We start from the raw sequence: 16346 nt of genomic DNA, 5'->3' as shown, positions 1-16346 counted from the left end.
CGCACAATCTCTCTTCTCGGATCCCAATCCGCCATGTTTCACTGAGCGGAATGCTGTGTCCTACGGACTGTGGGACCGCGGACTGGCACCTCAGTATTTCGTGCCGCCCCCACCACCTCCCGCACCACCAGTGGTGCAGGACCCGGGGGCGTCCACTGATCCGATTGCCATGTTCGCTGGCGACGATCCGAACGCGATCGCTGCAGCTGTCGACCGTGAGGCTGCAAAGCGTGCGACCGATGCGGCTGCGGCTGCGGCTGCAACGCCCAACACGGCCAGCCCCGCTGCCGACCCATCCGCATCATCCGATCCGTCACAAACCGTCGCAGCAGCCGACGCGAGTGCCGCCTCTGCCGAGACTGCGGACACGACGCCGGTTGTCTCCCCGACTCCGCCTTCGCCGCCACTGCCTGCAGGCGAGTTTGCCGTCGCGCCGGAGTTGAGCGCGGACGGCACCGCGATCCATGCCGTCGATATCGATGCTGTGGCCTCAGGCGCTACTGCCGCCACCACCGAGCCGCAGCCATTGCCCGACGTCGCACCGCCCAACGCGTTTCTCGCACGTGCGTCGTGCTTGCGCGGCATGCCGCGTCACGAGAGCCTGGCGAACCGCAACATCCGCATGCTGATGCGTCACGGTCTCGTGGTGCGCGACGACCAACTGCCTTTCGTCGCCACCCGCAGCCGCACACCGGGCGAGGGCGCTATTGGGCTTCAGGTGCTCAACGACCGTCCGTATCAGTTCAGCGTGGGTATGAACAACAGCGGCATGACGACCACCGGCAAGATGCAGGGCACCGCGAATCTGCTGATGAACAACCCGCTGGGGATGTACGGCAAGCTCGACACGAAGCTCAGTCAGGACTTGCAGAATGCGCGACGTGACGCGACCAACCGCGATCTGACGGCCAACTATTCGTTGCCCATCGACGCCGACTGGACCGTCGGCATTACCGGTTCCACCAATGCCGCCACAGATCAGATTGCGACGGGCACCACGCAGACGCAGACGCTCCAATGGCGTGTGCGCCGCGCGTTCGATGTGACGTCCAACGGGACGACCGGCGTCGAGCTGCGCTACAACCGTAGTCGCACCGAAGATCCGAACGCGATCCACACCTACGACAGTTACGCTGAGGTGGGGCTGAGTCACACGCATTATCTGGGGACGTCGAAGCTCGACTTGTCGGTGATGCAGCGTCTGAACGCGCCGTGGATGCCCGCAGCGAGCGGCCCGCCTGGCTGGTCCTATCGCTTCCATTCCATCGACGCGAAGCTCACCGTACCGTTCTGACGAAGTCCATCACGGTATCGAGGGATACCGTTCTCACGAGCGACGCGGGCATGTCCGCGAAGTGCTCGCTCTCCCCGAACAGAATCACGGGCTTGCCGTAGTGCACGGCGAGCCCGACTTCGTTACGCGTGCCGTGATTGCCGGGTAGGGCGACGATGGCATCGCTTGACAACACGTTGATGTGATTGCGCGAGAGGGTCCCGGGCGGTGCGTCGGGCAGATGGCGCGGCAGCGGACTCAGGATCGGCACTTCGACGAACGGGTTCGGATAGCCGGGCACCGCGCGAAAAGTACCGGGCACGCCCGTCTGCCCTTCGTTGGCATCATCCGTGCCACCGACTGCCTCCGTCGGCACGATGCCGATGCTACGACCGATACGCTGCGGCACGGCGCAGAACGCTTCACTCACGCTCGTCATCACCCCCTGTCCACCGCCAGTTAGCAAGTGAAAGCCAGCGAGCGCCAGCGCACGGCCGAGCGGCACGGCAAGTTCGGGCCACGGCTGTTTGCCGGAACCCATCACGCCAATGGTCTTGGGACGCAGGGGAAGAGTCATATCGGAACGTGAGCCACGTGGAGTGGGGGAGGTCAGGGCGCTGCCGATGATAAACGAAGTGCGCGGAGGCAGCGTCCGGGCAAAAAAAACCCGCCGGGTTGGCGGGTGAGGAAGCAGGCCTCCCACGGGGAAGTGAAAGCCTGGTCTCGCGAGGTGTTTGCGAGACCCGTGTAGTATCGTGATCCAGACGTCTGTTGGCTATGGGCTAAGTCCTAAAGTGCGTGTCAGACGCTTTCCAATTCTGTTTCCTATCCTTTCTGACGTAACCCGGTGCCAGAGATGACCGAATCGACCGAAACCACACCGGCGAGTGCCGCCCAGATCGCTGCCCTGCAGGCGTTGCGCGCCGCACTGCTTGCCCAGCACAAGGTGCTGATCGACTATGACCGTCAGCAATACGAAGGGGTTTTCGGCGCGGTGCCGACCGGCCGCTTCGTCCAGTTGTTCACCGAAGACCCCTGGTTCCGCTGGCTCGATCCGGTCTCGCGCCTGATCGTTGCGCTCGACGAGTGGCAAGAACAGGAGCCGCCGCTGGCTGAGGCTGGCATTGCACTGGCCGACGAAGCCGCCAGGCTGTTCCGTCGTACCGGCGGCGCAGAAGACGAGTTCGGTGAGCGCTATCTGCTGGCACTGCAGAAGTCGCCGGAAGCTGGCATGGGCCAGAGCCAGGTGATCGCGGCGTTGCGTGCTACGCCGCAGTCGCCTGCCCCCGAGGCCTGAAAGCGCAGCGTGCCCGCCGCCCCAAACTGAGAAGGATGCCGAGATGTCATCCCATGTGTCGGCAAGCGAGAAGGCGGGCCGTTGAGCAGGGAGGGGGCGGACCGTCAAGCCGAATATTTGTTCCTCAGCTGACCGTTTTTTGAGCAAGGCTCTTGACAGCCCCTGTTCACGGGGCGACTCAGAAGTCGATGTCAGGTTATCCAGTGGGTTATCCACAAAGGGTGTGGACAACTTTGGGTCGCTGACACCCGTGCTGTCGGCATGCCACTGTTAGCGCCATTCTCAGCCCCCTTGTCATCCCTTTTCCGACACACCACTGCTGCGTCCGATTGACATGACCACCACCCCCATCGTGCTCCTCGTGCTGCTCTCGGCACTGATGCACGCTACCTGGAACGCTTTCCTTCACGCGAGTCCTGATCGTCTCTGGCAAGTCGGCATGATGGCCGTGCCGCAGTTGCTCACCGCTGTCGTCGGCATTGCGTTGCTACCGATACCGCCGGTCGAGGTCTGGCCGCTCATTCTGCTGTCCGCATGTGCGCAGGTGGCGTACACGGCGGCGCTCATTCGCGCCTATCGCGTGGGCGAGTTCGGACAGATCTATCCGATCGCGCGTGGCATCTCGCCGCTGCTGATCTCGGGGGCGGCGCTGTTGCTCGCGGGCGAACTTCCGCGCTGGATTGCGGTGGTCGGCATCGCATGCATTTGTACTGGCATTCTGACGCTCGCGTTGCGCGGGCGGCGTCTGTCCGGCGATAGCGTGCCTGCCGCGTTGCTCACCGGGGTGTTCATTGCGGCTTATACGATTGTGGATGGCTTGGGCATTCGCTTGACGAACACCAGTGGTGGAAACGGCTTCGCGTACATCGCCTGGGCGTACTTGTTTGCGAGCGTGCCGCTGGTCGGGGCGGTGTGGAAGTGGCGGGGCGGATGGCGCGGCATGTTCCTCGCACCGCGCCGCCGGGTGACAGAAGCGCTGGGTGCCGGCGTGGTCGCGCAATGCGCTTACGGCATGGTGGTCTTCGCGCTGCAATATCTGCCGATGGGTGTGGTGTCGGCGCTGCGCGAATCGAGCGCCATCTTTGCGGTGCTGCTGGGCTGGCTGTTCATGCGGGAGAAGCTCAACGCGCGGCGTCTCGTGGCATGCGGTCTGGTCGTCGGCGGTGCGGTGCTCATCAAGCTGGGGGCCTGAAGCGGCAATGGCGTATCCCAACGACATCAGGCGCAATCGTTTCCACGACGGCGCCTGATGTCACGGCCGGACCTCGCGTCCCACCGATAAGTCTTGATGAATGTCAGCCACGCGGCCAGAGTTCGGCGCGATGCGTGGTGATGGCGGCCACGACGATCTCGCGCATGCCATGCCCGTCCGTTGTCTCCAGATGTTCCAGAATCGTCATGCGCATGCGCGGCGCCCAGAAGCGACGCAGATGGCCGGCGATGTTCTCGAGTGCTTCGCCGCGATCGGGCATCGTCTCGAAGAAATCCCCGATCTGATTGGCCATCTTGACCAGATTGTCGGTGTCCATGATCTGTCTTGTCCCCTGTGATCGTTCTCTGTCGATGCGTTGCACCGGTTCGCTTGGCCAATCTCGCGTCCGCCGCGCCGTCTGTTGGCAATAGACGGCGAAGCTCGTCGGCACTGTGCGCTTCCGACGATGGACGCGGATTGTCCGTGGCGGCACACGGCGGTGCGGTCGCTCGACCGGCGCCGTCGCGTGCCTGATTGCCGACTCAGCTTGCGCTGGCCGCCGTCGTCTGGTCGTGTCCGAGGAACGCTTCCTGCTGACGGTTGAAGTCCGAGTACTGACGCTGCCACTCCGACGGCTGCGCCACCGGCGTGACCTGCACCGCCGTCACCTTGTACTCGGGGCAGTTCGTCGCCCAGTCCGAGTTGTCGGTGGTGATCACGTTCGCGCCCGACTCCGGGAAGTGGAACGTCGTGTACACCACGCCCGGCTGCATGCGGTCGCTGACGATTGCGCGAAGCACCGTCTCGCCCGCCCGGCTCTGAATGCCGACCCAGTCGCCGTCCTTGATGCCACGCTCCTCGGCATCGTGCGGATGAAGCTCCAGACGATCTTCGCTGTGCCAGTTGTTGTTGTCCGTGCGGCGCGTCTGCGCGCCGACGTTGTACTGCGACAGAATCCGCCCGGTCGTGAGGATGAGCGGGAAACGGCGCGTGACCTTTTCGTCCGTCGGCACATATTGCGTGATGAGGAACTTGCCTTTGCCGCGCACGAATTCGTCGATGTGCATGACGGGCGTGCCGTCCGGTGCTTCTTCGTTACACGGCCACTGCACGCTGCCCATACGGTCGAGCTTCTCGTAGCTCACGCCCGTGAACGTCGGCGTGAGACGCGCGATTTCGTCCATGATTTCCGATGGGTGCGAGTAGTTCATCTCGTAGCCCAGACGCTTCGCCAGCTGGATCGTCACTTCCCAGTCGGCGTAACCGGCGCGCGGCGGCATGACCTGACGCACGCGTGAGATACGACGCTCGGCGTTGGTGAACGTGCCGTCTTTCTCCAGGAACGACGAACCCGGCAGCAGCACGTGCGCGTACTTCGCGGTTTCGTTCAGGAAGATGTCCTGCACGACGATGCACTCCATCTGCTCCAGCGCATGCGTGACGTGTTGCGTGTTCGGGTCCGACTGGACGATGTCCTCGCCCTGGCAGTACAGGCCCATGAAGGTGCCCGCGAGCGCCGCGTCGAACATGTTCGGAATACGCAGGCCAGGTTCCGATTGCAGCTCGACTCCCCATTCGGCTTCGAACAGCGCACGGGCGCTCGAATCCGACACGTGACGATAGCCCGGCAGTTCGTGCGGGAAGGCACCCATGTCGCAGGAACCCTGCACGTTGTTCTGACCGCGCAGCGGGTTCACGCCCACGCCTTCGCGGCCGATGTTGCCGGTGAGCATCGAGAGGTTAGCGATGCCGATGACCGTCGTCGAACCTTGTGCGTGTTCCGTCACGCCCAGACCGTAGTAGATCGCAGCGTTGCCGCCAGTCGCGTACAGACGGGCTGCGCCGCGCACGAGGTGGGCGGGCACACCGGTGTGGGCTTCGGTCGCCTCCGGCGAATTCTCTGCACGGGCGATGAAGTCGCGCCATTGTTGGAAAGCGCGATCTTCGCAACGCTCGGCGATAAACGCGTCGGCCATCAGACCTTCGGTGACGATCACGTGCGCCAGTGCGTTGACCATGGCGACGTTCGTGCCCGGACGCAGTTGCAAGTGATAGTCGGCCTTGATGTGCGGGCTCTTGACCAGGTCGATACGACGCGGGTCGATCACGATCAGCTTGGCCCCTTCGCGCAGACGTTTCTTCATACGTGAGCCGAACACCGGGTGACCGTCGGTCGGGTTCGCACCCATCACGAGAATCACGTCCGAATGCTCGACCGACTTGAACGTTTGCGTGCCGGCCGATTCGCCGAGCGTCGCCTTCAGGCCGTAGCCGGTCGGCGAGTGGCACACGCGGGCGCAGGTGTCGACGTTGTTATTGCCGAACGCGGCGCGCACCAGCTTCTGCACGAGGTAGTCTTCTTCGTTCGTGCAGCGCGAGGACACCAGACCGCCGATGGAGTCACGGCCGTACTTGGCCTGAATGCGCTTGAACTCCGACGCGGCGTAGTCGAGCGCCTCGTCCCATGACACTTCCTGCCACGGATCGGTAATTTTTTTGCGGATCTTCGGCGTGAGGATACGGTCCTTGTGCGTGGCGTAGCCCCAGGCGAAGCGACCCTTCACGCAGGCGTGGCCTTCGTTGGCCTGGCCGTCCTTGTGCGGCACCATGCGCACGACTTCGTTGCCCTTCATCTCCGCCTTGAACGAGCAGCCCACGCCGCAATAGGCGCAGGTTGTGATCTTGGCGTGCTCGGCCTGACCGAGATGGATGACCGACTTTTCTTGCAGCGTAGCGGTCGGGCAGGCAGCCACGCAGGCGCCGCACGATACGCATTCCGAATCCATGAACGCCTGGTCCTGCCCCGCCGACACGCGCGCTTCGAAGCCGCGTCCCGAGATCGTCAGTGCAAACGTGCCCTGCGTTTCTTCACAGGCGCGCACGCAGCGGTTGCAGACGATGCACTTCGAGGCGTCGTACGTGAAGTACGGGTTCGACTCGTCCTTCTCGCTGTCGAAGTGGTTCGCGCCGTCGAAGCCGTAACGTACTTCGCGCAGGCCCGTCACCCCGGCCATGTCCTGCAACTCGCAGTCGCCGTTGGCGGCGCACGTCAGGCAGTCCAGCGGGTGATCGGAGATGTACAGCTCCATCACGCCCTTGCGCAGCTCCTGGAGCTTCGGCGATTGCGTGCGGACCTTCATGCCCGGTTCGACCGGTGTGGTGCACGATGCCGGGAAGCCGCGACGGCCTTCGATTTCCACCAGACACAGACGGCACGAGCCGAACGGCTCCAGCGAGTCGGTCGCGCACAGCTTGGGCACGTTCACGCCGCCCTCGGACGCCGCGCGCATGATCGACGTGCCCGCAGGCACGGTGACCTGTTCGCCGTCGATCTCCAGCGTGACTTCCTTCGTCGATTCGCGGCGCGGGGTGCCGTAATCCTTCTCAAACATCGGATCCATCATGATCGGGGGTCTCCTAGGCGGCCTTGGTCGGCAAGTTCGACGATTCGGCCGCGCCGAAGTCTTCTGGGAAATGATTCAGCGCAGACAGCACGGGGTAGGGCGTCATGCCGCCCATCGCGCACAGCGAGCCGTTAAGCATCGTGTCGCACAGGTCGCGCAGCAGCTTGATTTGCTTGGGACGGTCGCGACCGTCGATGATCTTGTCCATCACTTCGACGCCACGCGTCGAACCGATGCGGCACGGCGTGCACTTGCCGCACGATTCGATGGTGCAGAACTCCATCGCGTAACGGGCGAGCCTGGCGAGATCGACGGTGTCGTCGTGCGCCACGATGCCGCCGTGACCCAGCACGGCCCAGTGCGCGGCGAACGCTTCGTAGTCGAGCGGGGTGTCCCACTGCGATTCCGGCAGGTATGAGCCGAGCGGGCCGCCGACTTGCACCGCACGCAGCGGGCGACCGGTGATGGCGCCACCGCCGTAGTCGTAGAGAATCTCGCGCAGCGTCACGCCGAAGGCTTTCTCGATGAGGCCGCCGTACTTGATGTTGCCAGCGAGCTGGATCGGCAGGGTGCCGCGTGAGCGTCCCATGCCGAAGTTCTTATAGAACTCCGCGCCACGGTCCATGATGATCGGCACGGAAGCGAGCGAAATCACGTTGTTGATGACCGTCGGCAAGCCGAAGAGACCCTCGATGGCTGGCAGCGGCGGTTTCGCCCGCACCACGCCACGTTTGCCCTCGAGGCTTTCGAGCAGCGCCGTTTCTTCGCCGCAGACGTAAGCCCCGGCGGCCTTGCGCACTTCGAGATGGAACGCGTGGCCCGAGCCGAGAATGTTCTCGCCGAGGTAGCCCGCTTTGTTTGCGTTGACGATGGCTTCGTTGAGTACGTCGATCGAGTGCGGATATTCGCTGCGCACGTAGATGTAGCCGCGCGTGGCGCCCACGGCGATGCCAGCAATCGTCATACCTTCGACGAGCACGAGCGGGTCGCCTTCCATCAGCATGCGGTCGGCGAACGTGCCCGAGTCGCCTTCGTCGGCGTTGCAGACGATGTACTTCTGCGCGGCAGGTGTGTTCAACACCGTCTTCCACTTGATGCCGGTCGGGAATGCTGCGCCGCCACGTCCGCGCAAGCCCGATTCGGTCACTTGCGCGACGATGGTCGCGGGGTCCAGTGCGAGGGCGTTGCGCAGGCCGCGATAGCCGTCGTGCGCGACATAGTCGTCGACCGAAACGGGATCGGTGATGCCCACGCGTGCGAACGTCAGACGTTCCTGCTTCTTGAAATACGGGATCTCTTCGGTCAGACCGAGCGCGAGCGGATGATCGCCGCCTGCGGTGACGTTCGCATCGAACAGGGCGGCGACGTCGTCGACTTCGACAGGCCCATAGGCGACGCGACCCGCTGGAGTCACGACTTCGAGCAGCGGTTCGAGCCAGAGCATGCCGCGCGTGCCGTTGCGGACCAGCTCGATCTCGATGCCGCGTTTAGCGGCCTCAGTGGCGATGGCGTCCGCGACTTCGTCGGCACCGAGGGCGAGTGCGGCAGAGTCACGCGGCAGATAGAGGCGCACAGCCGTCTTGGTGGACGTGGTGGACTGGCTCATACGGCTTCCTTGGCGCGGGCGACCAGACGGTCGAATTTCTCGGGGGTGACGCGCGCGTGCAGCTTGTCGTCGATCGTGATCGCGGGAGACGTAGCGCACTGACCCAGACAGAACACCGGTTCGAGTGCGACATCGCCACTGTGGCTGTGCATCGCGCAACCCAGCGCGCGTTCTGCGTGCGCCACGAGCGCATCGGCACCCATGCTCTGACATGCCTCCGCGCGACAGATCTGAATGACGTGTCGCGGCGGCGGGGTGGTGCGGAAATGGTGATAGAAGGTGATCACGCCATGCACTTCAGCGCGTGACAGATTGAGGGCGTTGGCAATGACGGATACGGCATCCGGGGGAACGTAGCCGAAAGCTTCCTGAACATCATGGAGGATCGGCAGAAGGGGGCCTTCCTGAGCTGCATGATGGTCCAGAATCGCTTGCACCGTCGCGATGGAATAAGCCTCGCGCATGGCTGATGTCTCCTGTTTGGCGCACTGTGGGGAACGGTGCGCCTGAGGGTGGTTATATGTTCTTGTCCTGCCCCGGGGCGAGAGACCCATTGGTCACATACGACGATGCTTCTCGGGTCTAGTCGATCAGCGCGACGCCGGATGAGCGTGCGACACATAGCCCCCACCATATGCCGCACGGGCTCGGCCTCTCGCCCGTTGCTGACTTCGTCAACCTTCAGTCAGTATGTGAAACACGATATATCATATACGGTATACGTGCAATACCGAGGCAAGCGGTTTCGCGGGATCGTTTACCCGAATCCGGAAAGTCAATGCCGGTGGGCGTGACAGGCGGGAAGGGAGGTAGAAAAAAAGCCAGTGACACTTCCATATCACTGGCTTTTTCGCAGACGCGCGGTGAGCGCGTCGTGAAGGCATCAAACCCGGATCAAGCGCTTATTCGAGGAAGTCGCAGTGCTCTTCGACGAACGCGGCCAGACCGAGGGTGTGGTCGCGTGCGAGCTTCTCGGCGAGTTCCGTATCGCGTTTTTCGAGCGCGGTGATGATCTTCAGGTGATCGACAATCGAGCGAGCTGCCCGGTCGTTCTGAGCAATCGTCACCTTACGAATGGCGCGCACGTGAATGAACAGGTTCTTGATCGTGTTGGCGATGGCTTGCGAGCCGCCAAGATTGATCAGCGCCTGATGGAAGTCGATGTTCGCGTCCGAATACTCTTCAATATGATCCGTCGGCGGTGCATTCACGAACTCGTCGAACAAGTGGCGCAGTTTGGCAATTTCTTCGTCGCTCGCGTTCAGCGTGGCCAGACGCGCAGACATCCCTTCCAGGGCAGCCCACATCTGAATCATTTCCACGATTTCACGCTTGGTCTTGCGGATGATGAAGATGCCCCGGCGCGGCACCGTGCGCAGAAAACCTTCTTGTTCCAGCAAGGTCATGGCTTCGCGAATCGGTGTGCGCGAAACGCCAAGTACCTGGATGAGCTGACGCTCGTCCAGGCGAATTTCGTCCTTCTGGTTATAAATATCGGCATCGGCGATGGCTTTTTTCAGCAGCGCATACGCCTGATTACGAAAACTCGTGGTGGTGTCGATCGGCTCCAGTGCGAGTGGCGTCACGCGCACCGGAGTTGGGGTGATCAGGGACATGCAATAGTCTCCTAGGTATTACGGCCCCTTCAGAGGCGCAATGCTTGCTGCCCTACGATGGTTGCCGGCTTCGTGACGAGTTTACCCGATTCGTTTGCCTGCGTGGTTTCTGCCAGATAGGCGAAACGGCCGTTGGTTTCAGCCTTTTCGAGCAGTTTGGCGGGCAGAGCGACGAACAGATGAACCATTGCAACACCGGCGGCGAGGGCAGAAGCCAGGGCGAGAAGCGTAAGGGCAGCGACTAACATGGTGAGACTCCAGATAAAGGTTGACGGGTCGTAATGTGGGGGAGAACTTGCTTTGCATTGTATGTCGCGCCGCAACAAGTCTCAAGATATACCACATACCGAATATCAAAATTTATCGTTTTTCGGGACGTTCTTTAGGTCTCACTGCGCTTACACGTCTCGGATTTGTCTCTTTTTCCGATAGTGCTTGTGGGATCGATGATGGCGATGAACCTCCTCGGATGTCCGTCTGGCTTGCAAGGGTGCGGATTTCGGGACGCCAGTGGCGCACGCAGTTTTCAGTGATTCGGGTGCTGCTTTAGGGGTGGACCAAACGGACATTATTGCGTTGCCGCGAAACCACAGCCGTTATTCCCTGCATCGGCCATACTGCGCCGAGGTTTCCGGCAAAAAATCGGCCGCGACCGGAGGTCCGGTGGCGGCACGAATGAGCGCTTGCGGGGTGGGGCTGGCGACGAGATTTTCGAACCCGTCGCATCGCCCTCTATATATATAGTCAGTGCCGATTCGGGCAGGGCACGCCACGGTGCCCTGCAATCAGGTGTTTCAAACAAACAACGCTTACGGCATGCCGTCTTGTTGCGCGGTCTTGTTGTGCTGCTCTGTTAAGCCGCTTTGGCCAGACGTTCCTGTGCGGCCGCCACGGCATCCGGCTTCGTCATGAACTCACGTTGCTTGATCAGTGCGAGCACGACATCGAGCGTGGGCGTCGGCACGTTGGCCAGGCGTCCCATCTCCTGAACGACGGAGACGAGCGGGTCGATTTCCATCGCGCGGTCGCGCTCCAGATCCTGCAGCATCGACGTCTTGTGCGCGCCCACTGCGCCGGCGCCGTTAATGCGACGTTCGACGTCCACGCGGAAATGCACACCGAACTTGTCGCCGATGGCTTTGGCTTCGAGCATCATGGCGCGCGCAATGGCACGCGTACCCGGATCGCTGGCGATGATATCGAGCGTGCCGTGAGTGAGAGCCGAAATCGGGTTGAAGCAGAGGTTGCCCCAGAGCTTGAGCCAGATTTCGTCGCGAATGTTCTCGCGGATCGGCGCGTCGAGCCCGCCCGCGATCATCATTTGCGACAGCTTTTCGACGCGCTCGGTGCGCTCACCACTGGCTTCTCCCAGCGGGAACTTGTTGCCGTAGACGTGTTGAATCACGCCTGGCGCGACGACTTCCGTGGCCGGATACACCACGCAGCCGATCGCACGCTCCGGGCCGAGTTCGCGCCATTGACGGCCTCCCGGGTCGATGCTCTCCAGCGTCGTGCCTTCGAGCGCGCCGCCGTGCTTATAGAAGTACCAGTAGGGAATGCCATTCACGGCCGTGACGACGGCCGTGTTCGGGCCGATCAGCGGCTGCATCGCGTCGAGTACCGACGGTACCGAGTGCGCTTTGAGGGCGATGATCACGTAATCCTGATGCCCGAGTTCGCGCGCATCGTCAGTGCAACGCAAGTGGGCGACGCGCTCTTCGCCATCGATGAGCAACTTGAGTCCGTGCTCGCGCATGGCCGCGAGGTGCGGTCCACGTGCCACCAGACTGACATCGGCTCCGGCGCGCGCGAGTTGCACGCCGAGATAGCCACCGATGGCACCGGCGCCATAGATGCAAATCTTCATGAAGTCTCTCCCTCCAAAGGTCAATCGAAACCCGGGCCTGGTACTGGCCGCTTTATTCTTCTGATTCTTCTAATACCAAATGTTGTATATCGTATATCACAAGAAGAATAGCGCCAAGCCTTGATCGCCCTTTTGCCCTCATGGTTTCCCCGCAGAGGCCCGAAAAAAGGGCTTCTGCATGTGTGAGCTTTGCGGTCATGAACTGCACTTGTGAAATGTCCGGCGACCGCTCGCGAGTGAATTATTACGGCGTGTTACAGAGAGTGGTGAGCGTAGGGGGGGATGTCTTGTTGTGAGAAGAATTAGCAAAAATATCGCCTTGTGCTCGTTTTAAAAAATCGCAAGGAGCCCGATCTAAAAGGCCTGAGCGCCTTGTTGGGCAAGGTTCTCGGATCAGGTTAACTCCTTAGTGTTTTCGCATTGCGTTGTTGCGCCGCTCCGTCCTACAGTTGCGTTACTGTATCTAGCCGCCACTTAGGACAGTGCCTCGCGTGCCGTAGTTGTTTTCGATGCAATGGACGAAAACGACTTCGGCACGCGAGGTGGAAAACGAGGACAGCAATAAATTAGTGTTGACTTATATCTGATATATCGTATATTTCGTTCGGTATATTTACGGGAAACGCAATGGACTCCCGTAGGCATCAGAGACAAGTCGACGAGGCATAGACCTCGTAAAGCATACCCAGGGGGCACAGACCCCATCCGGAAGGTGTTGTTGTTGTGAAGCTGCCAAACAACTGAAAACCGATGGAGGAGGTACAAGTGGAGACGACAAATCAACACGGTAAGCAATCCGTGTTCGCGAGCCCGTGGGTTCAGCTCGTGTTCGGCGTGATTTGCATGGCGATGATCGCCAACTTGCAATATGGGTGGACGCTGTTCGTCAACCCGATCGATGAGAAGTATCACTGGGGCCGTACGGCCATTCAGGTGGCGTTCACGATTTTCGTCGTGACGGAAACCTGGCTGGTGCCGATCGAAGGGTATCTGGTCGACAAGTTCGGCCCGCGCCCTGTGGTGGTCGGTGGTGGTCTGTTGTGCGGTATCGCATGGGTGCTCAATGCCTATGCGTCCTCGCTGCCGATGCTGTACTTCGCAGCGGCGGTGGGCGGCGTGGGCGCCGGTGCGGTGTATGGCACCTGCGTGGGTAACGCGCTTAAGTGGTTCCCGGACCGCCGTGGTCTTGCCGCAGGTATTACGGCTGCCGGTTTCGGCGCCGGTTCGGCACTGACCGTGGTACCGATCGCCAACATGATCAAGTCCAGCGGCTATGAGAACACCTTCCTGACCTTCGGGCTGGGGCAGGGGATCATCGTGCTGGTACTGGGTCTGGCGCTCGCCAGTCCGCCTGCATCGATCGAAGCGCTCAAGAAGCTGGCGCCGGGCGCAATGCGCTACAACGCCAAGCCGACGGAAGTCATGCGCTCCCCGGTGTTCTGGCTGATGTATCTGATGTTCGTGCTGATGGCCGCCGGCGGTCTGATGGCAACGGCACAGCTCGGCCCGATCGCCAAGGACTACGGTCTGGATCAGGCACCTGTCTCGCTTCTCGGTCTCACACTGCCCGCACTCACCTTTGCACTGGCCATCGACCGTGTGCTCAACGGGGTGACGCGTCCGGTGTTCGGCTGGATATCGGACAAGATCGGTCGCGAGAACACGATGTTCATCGCCTTCGCGATGGAAGCCGTGGGGATCTACGCACTGGCAAAGTACGGCCAGCATCCGGTGGCCTTCGTGCTGCTGACCGGCCTGGTGTTCTTCGCCTGGGGTGAGATCTACAGCTTGTTCCCGGCAACCTGCGCCGATACGTATGGCTCGAAGTATGCCGCGACCAACGCGGGGATGTTGTACACGGCGAAGGGGACCGCTGCCTTGCTGGTGCCGTTCTCCAGTGTTATCACCTCGATGACCGGTAGTTGGCAGGCTGTCTTCATGGTCGCTTGCGCCATGAACGCCTTCGCCGCCTTCCTTGCCTTGTTCGTCTTGAAGCCGATGCGTGCCCGTCTGGCACAGCGTTACGCCAGCGACTACAAGGCGGAGTCGAGCGAGCCGGTCGTGAAAGCCGCGGACCTGAGCCGCAGCACCACGTAAAGCAAGTTCGATACGTCATCTAGACGTTGAGCAGTACTAATTAGAGGCAGATTGGCTGGCTTGATTAGCAACATGTTTAACCGGCGTGCAACCCGGGCCCTCGCGGGTTCGGTTGCACGGCCGGGTGAGCAAGCAGAGAAGCAGTACAGGAATACCCACTAATCGTCAGACAAGACGACGCAACACTGAAACCGGAAAAATTGGAGGAGAGAATTATGTCCATTGCGATGACCGTGCCAGTCGGCAAGGCGGAAAACGAGACGCTCGAAGACAATAGCCGACACGCGAACATCGTGTCCGAGGCAGCAACGACCGATGGCTTCCATCTGGTCATCGATGCCCTGAAAGCGAACGACATCGACACCATCTTCGGTCTGGTGGGGATTCCCATCACCGACCTGGCTCGCCTCGCGCAAGCCGAAGGCCTGCGCTTCATCGGCTTCCGCCATGAGCAGCACGCCGGCCACGCCGCCGCGATCGCTGGCTACATGACGCAAAAGCCGGGCATCTGCCTGACGGTGTCCGCGCCTGGCTTCCTGAACGGCCTGACGGCACTCGCCAACGCCACCACGAACTGCTTCCCGATGATTCTCATCAGCGGTTCGAGCGAGCGTGAAATCGTCGACCTGCAGCAGGGCGACTACGAAGAAATGGATCAGCTCAATGCGGCCAAGCCGTATTGCAAGGCGGCTTACCGCGTGCTGCATGCCGAAGACATCGGCGTGGGCCTTGCCCGCGCGATTCGCGCAGCCGTGTCGGGTCGCCCCGGCGGCGTCTATCTGGATCTGCCGGCCAAGCTGCTGTCGCAGACCATCGACGCACAGAAGGCCAAGGATTCGCTGATCCGCGTGATCGACGCCGCACCGCGTCAGATCCCGGCGCAGGACGCCGTCCAGCGCGCACTCGATGTGATCAAAGGCGCCAAGCGTCCGCTGATTCTGCTGGGCAAGGGCGCTTCCTACGCTCAAGCCGACGAAGATATCCGCGCGCTCGTCGAAAAGACCGGCATTCCGTACCTGCCGATGTCGATGGCCAAGGGCCTGCTGCCAGACACGCATGAGCAATCTGCGGCCGCCGCACGTTCGTTCGTGCTGCAGGAAGCCGACGTTGTCGTGCTGATCGGCGCACGCCTGAACTGGCTGCTCGCGCACGGCAAGGGCAAGACCTGGGGTGCCGCACCGAAGAAGTTCGTGCAGATCGACATCTCGCCGACGGAAATCGACAGCAACGTCGCGATCGCCGCCCCGGTGATCGGTGACATCGGTTCGTGCGTGAAGGCGCTGCTCGCCGGTGTGGATGCCAACTTCGGCAAGCCGTCCGCCGAGTGGACAGGCGCTATCGCCGAGCGCAAGAACAAGAACCTGACGAAGATGGCGCAGACGCTTGCGCAAAACCCGTCGCCGATGAACTTCCACAGCGCACTCGGCGCGATCCGCGACGTGCTCAAGAAGCATCCGGACATCAACCTCGTCAACGAAGGCGCGAACACGCTGGACTACGCGCGCAGCATCATCGATCAGTACCAGCCGCGCAAGCGCTTCGACTCGGGCACGTGGGGCGTGATGGGTATCGGTATGGGCTTCGCCATCGGCGCGGCAGTCACGAGCGGACTGCCGGTCGTGGCAATCGAAGGCGACAGCGCCTTCGGCTTCAGCGGAATGGAACTCGAAACCATCTGCCGTTACGAGCTGCCGATCACCACCATCATCTTCAACAACAACGGTGTGTATCGCGGCACCGACGTCAACCCGACGGGCGGCAAGGACGTGGCCCCGACGGTGTTCGTCAAGGGCGCGCGCTACGACAAGATGATCGAAGCGTTCGGTGGCATTGGTTACAACGTGACCACGCCGGCTGAGCTGACGAAGGCCCTCGAAGAATCCATTGCTTCGGGCAAGCCGGTCCTGATCAACGCCGTGATCGATGAATCCGCAGGCACCGAAAGCGGTCGTCTGACGAACCTGAATCCGCAAAGCGCGGCGATGAAAAAGTAA

The 16346-nt window shown here is 61.7% G+C and carries 13 protein-coding genes; 5 read left to right on the top strand and 8 right to left on the bottom strand.

Features of this window, described 5'->3' with window-relative positions; genetic code table 11:
- The first annotated feature begins 55 nt into the window (after positions 1 to 55).
- Positions 56 to 1294, top strand: coding sequence for a ShlB/FhaC/HecB family hemolysin secretion/activation protein (locus PAN31117_RS16145; RefSeq protein WP_150739069.1), 1239 nt, complete (start codon positions 56 to 58; stop codon positions 1292 to 1294).
- Here the strand turns inward: PAN31117_RS16145 and PAN31117_RS16140 are convergent.
- Entirely contained in the window at positions 1278 to 1850 is a 573-nt protein-coding gene (locus PAN31117_RS16140; RefSeq protein WP_246189124.1) for an SLOG cluster 4 domain-containing protein, read from the bottom strand. The two genes, PAN31117_RS16145 and PAN31117_RS16140, sit on opposite strands and share 17 nt — an antisense overlap.
- Positions 1851 to 2129: 279 nt before the next feature.
- Here PAN31117_RS16140 and PAN31117_RS16135 point away from each other — a divergent pair, with 279 nt between their 5' ends.
- Together PAN31117_RS16135 and PAN31117_RS16130 are read left to right on the top strand one after the other, a co-directional pair.
- Positions 2130 to 2570, top strand: a complete 441-nt coding sequence (locus tag PAN31117_RS16135) for a hypothetical protein (protein WP_150739068.1) — start codon at positions 2130 to 2132, stop codon at positions 2568 to 2570.
- A gap of 334 nt (positions 2571 to 2904) precedes the next feature.
- The gene (locus PAN31117_RS16130) at positions 2905 to 3762 is read left to right on the top strand and encodes an EamA family transporter (protein ID WP_150739067.1); all 858 of its coding nucleotides are present in this window, start codon (positions 2905 to 2907) and stop codon (positions 3760 to 3762) included.
- Between the two features lie 103 nt (positions 3763 to 3865).
- Here the strand turns inward: PAN31117_RS16130 and PAN31117_RS16125 are convergent, their stop codons facing one another.
- From PAN31117_RS16125 to PAN31117_RS16095, 7 genes are all read right to left on the bottom strand, one after another.
- Entirely contained in the window at positions 3866 to 4099 is a 234-nt protein-coding gene (locus PAN31117_RS16125) for a formate dehydrogenase subunit delta (RefSeq protein WP_039399652.1), read from the bottom strand.
- 205 nt (positions 4100 to 4304) lie between these two features.
- Complete coding sequence (gene fdhF, locus PAN31117_RS16120) at positions 4305 to 7166, bottom strand: formate dehydrogenase subunit alpha (RefSeq protein ID WP_150739066.1); 2862 nt, start codon at positions 7164 to 7166, stop codon at positions 4305 to 4307.
- Between the two features lie 13 nt (positions 7167 to 7179).
- A complete protein-coding gene (locus tag PAN31117_RS16115; RefSeq protein ID WP_150739065.1) occupies positions 7180 to 8772 on the bottom strand; it encodes a formate dehydrogenase beta subunit in 1593 nt (530 codons plus the stop codon).
- Positions 8769 to 9236, bottom strand: a complete 468-nt coding sequence (locus PAN31117_RS16110) for a formate dehydrogenase subunit gamma (RefSeq protein ID WP_039399648.1) — start codon at positions 9234 to 9236, stop codon at positions 8769 to 8771. Before PAN31117_RS16110 ends, PAN31117_RS16115 begins: the two co-directional genes overlap by 4 nt.
- Before the next feature lie 438 nt (positions 9237 to 9674).
- Positions 9675 to 10388, bottom strand: a complete 714-nt coding sequence (locus PAN31117_RS16105; RefSeq protein WP_039399646.1) for a GntR family transcriptional regulator — start codon at positions 10386 to 10388, stop codon at positions 9675 to 9677.
- Positions 10389 to 10417: 29 nt separating this feature from the next.
- Entirely contained in the window at positions 10418 to 10636 is a 219-nt protein-coding gene (locus tag PAN31117_RS16100; protein ID WP_150660378.1) for a hypothetical protein, read from the bottom strand.
- Between the two features lie 605 nt (positions 10637 to 11241).
- Positions 11242 to 12255, bottom strand: a complete 1014-nt coding sequence (locus PAN31117_RS16095; protein WP_150739064.1) for a 2-dehydropantoate 2-reductase — start codon at positions 12253 to 12255, stop codon at positions 11242 to 11244.
- Positions 12256 to 13005: 750 nt separating this feature from the next.
- Here PAN31117_RS16095 and oxlT point away from each other — a divergent pair.
- Complete coding sequence (oxlT, locus tag PAN31117_RS16090; RefSeq protein WP_150739063.1) at positions 13006 to 14352, top strand: oxalate/formate MFS antiporter; 1347 nt, start codon at positions 13006 to 13008, stop codon at positions 14350 to 14352.
- A gap of 215 nt (positions 14353 to 14567) precedes the next feature.
- Complete coding sequence (gene oxc / locus PAN31117_RS16085; RefSeq protein ID WP_246189123.1) at positions 14568 to 16346, top strand: oxalyl-CoA decarboxylase; 1779 nt, start codon at positions 14568 to 14570, stop codon at positions 16344 to 16346.

This window comes from Pandoraea anapnoica, assembly GCF_902459765.1.
GTDB classification, from domain to species: domain Bacteria; phylum Pseudomonadota; class Gammaproteobacteria; order Burkholderiales; family Burkholderiaceae; genus Pandoraea; species Pandoraea anapnoica.
The sequence above is the reverse complement of the archived record's forward strand: the minus strand, read 5'-3'. Positions and strand labels throughout refer to the sequence as shown.

Bases quoted from the DNA above. Each gene is read 5' to 3' on its own strand.
- PAN31117_RS16140 (WP_246189124.1), bottom strand. From the start codon at position 1,850: ATGACTCTTCCCCTGCGTCCCAAGACCATTGGCGTGATGGGTTCCGGC.
- PAN31117_RS16135 (WP_150739068.1), top strand. From the start codon at position 2,130: ATGACCGAATCGACCGAAACCACACCGGCGAGTGCCGCCCAGATCGCT.
- PAN31117_RS16130 (WP_150739067.1), top strand. From the start codon at position 2,905: ATGACCACCACCCCCATCGTGCTCCTCGTGCTGCTCTCGGCACTGATG.
- PAN31117_RS16125 (WP_039399652.1), bottom strand. From the start codon at position 4,099: ATGGACACCGACAATCTGGTCAAGATGGCCAATCAGATCGGGGATTTC.
- fdhF (WP_150739066.1), bottom strand. From the start codon at position 7,166: ATGATGGATCCGATGTTTGAGAAGGATTACGGCACCCCGCGCCGCGAA.
- PAN31117_RS16115 (WP_150739065.1), bottom strand. From the start codon at position 8,772: ATGAGCCAGTCCACCACGTCCACCAAGACGGCTGTGCGCCTCTATCTG.
- PAN31117_RS16110 (WP_039399648.1), bottom strand. From the start codon at position 9,236: ATGCGCGAGGCTTATTCCATCGCGACGGTGCAAGCGATTCTGGACCAT.
- PAN31117_RS16105 (WP_039399646.1), bottom strand. From the start codon at position 10,388: ATGTCCCTGATCACCCCAACTCCGGTGCGCGTGACGCCACTCGCACTG.
- PAN31117_RS16100 (WP_150660378.1), bottom strand. From the start codon at position 10,636: ATGTTAGTCGCTGCCCTTACGCTTCTCGCCCTGGCTTCTGCCCTCGCC.
- PAN31117_RS16095 (WP_150739064.1), bottom strand. From the start codon at position 12,255: ATGAAGATTTGCATCTATGGCGCCGGTGCCATCGGTGGCTATCTCGGC.
- oxlT (WP_150739063.1), top strand. From the start codon at position 13,006: ATGGAGGAGGTACAAGTGGAGACGACAAATCAACACGGTAAGCAATCC.
- oxc (WP_246189123.1), top strand. From the start codon at position 14,568: ATGTCCATTGCGATGACCGTGCCAGTCGGCAAGGCGGAAAACGAGACG.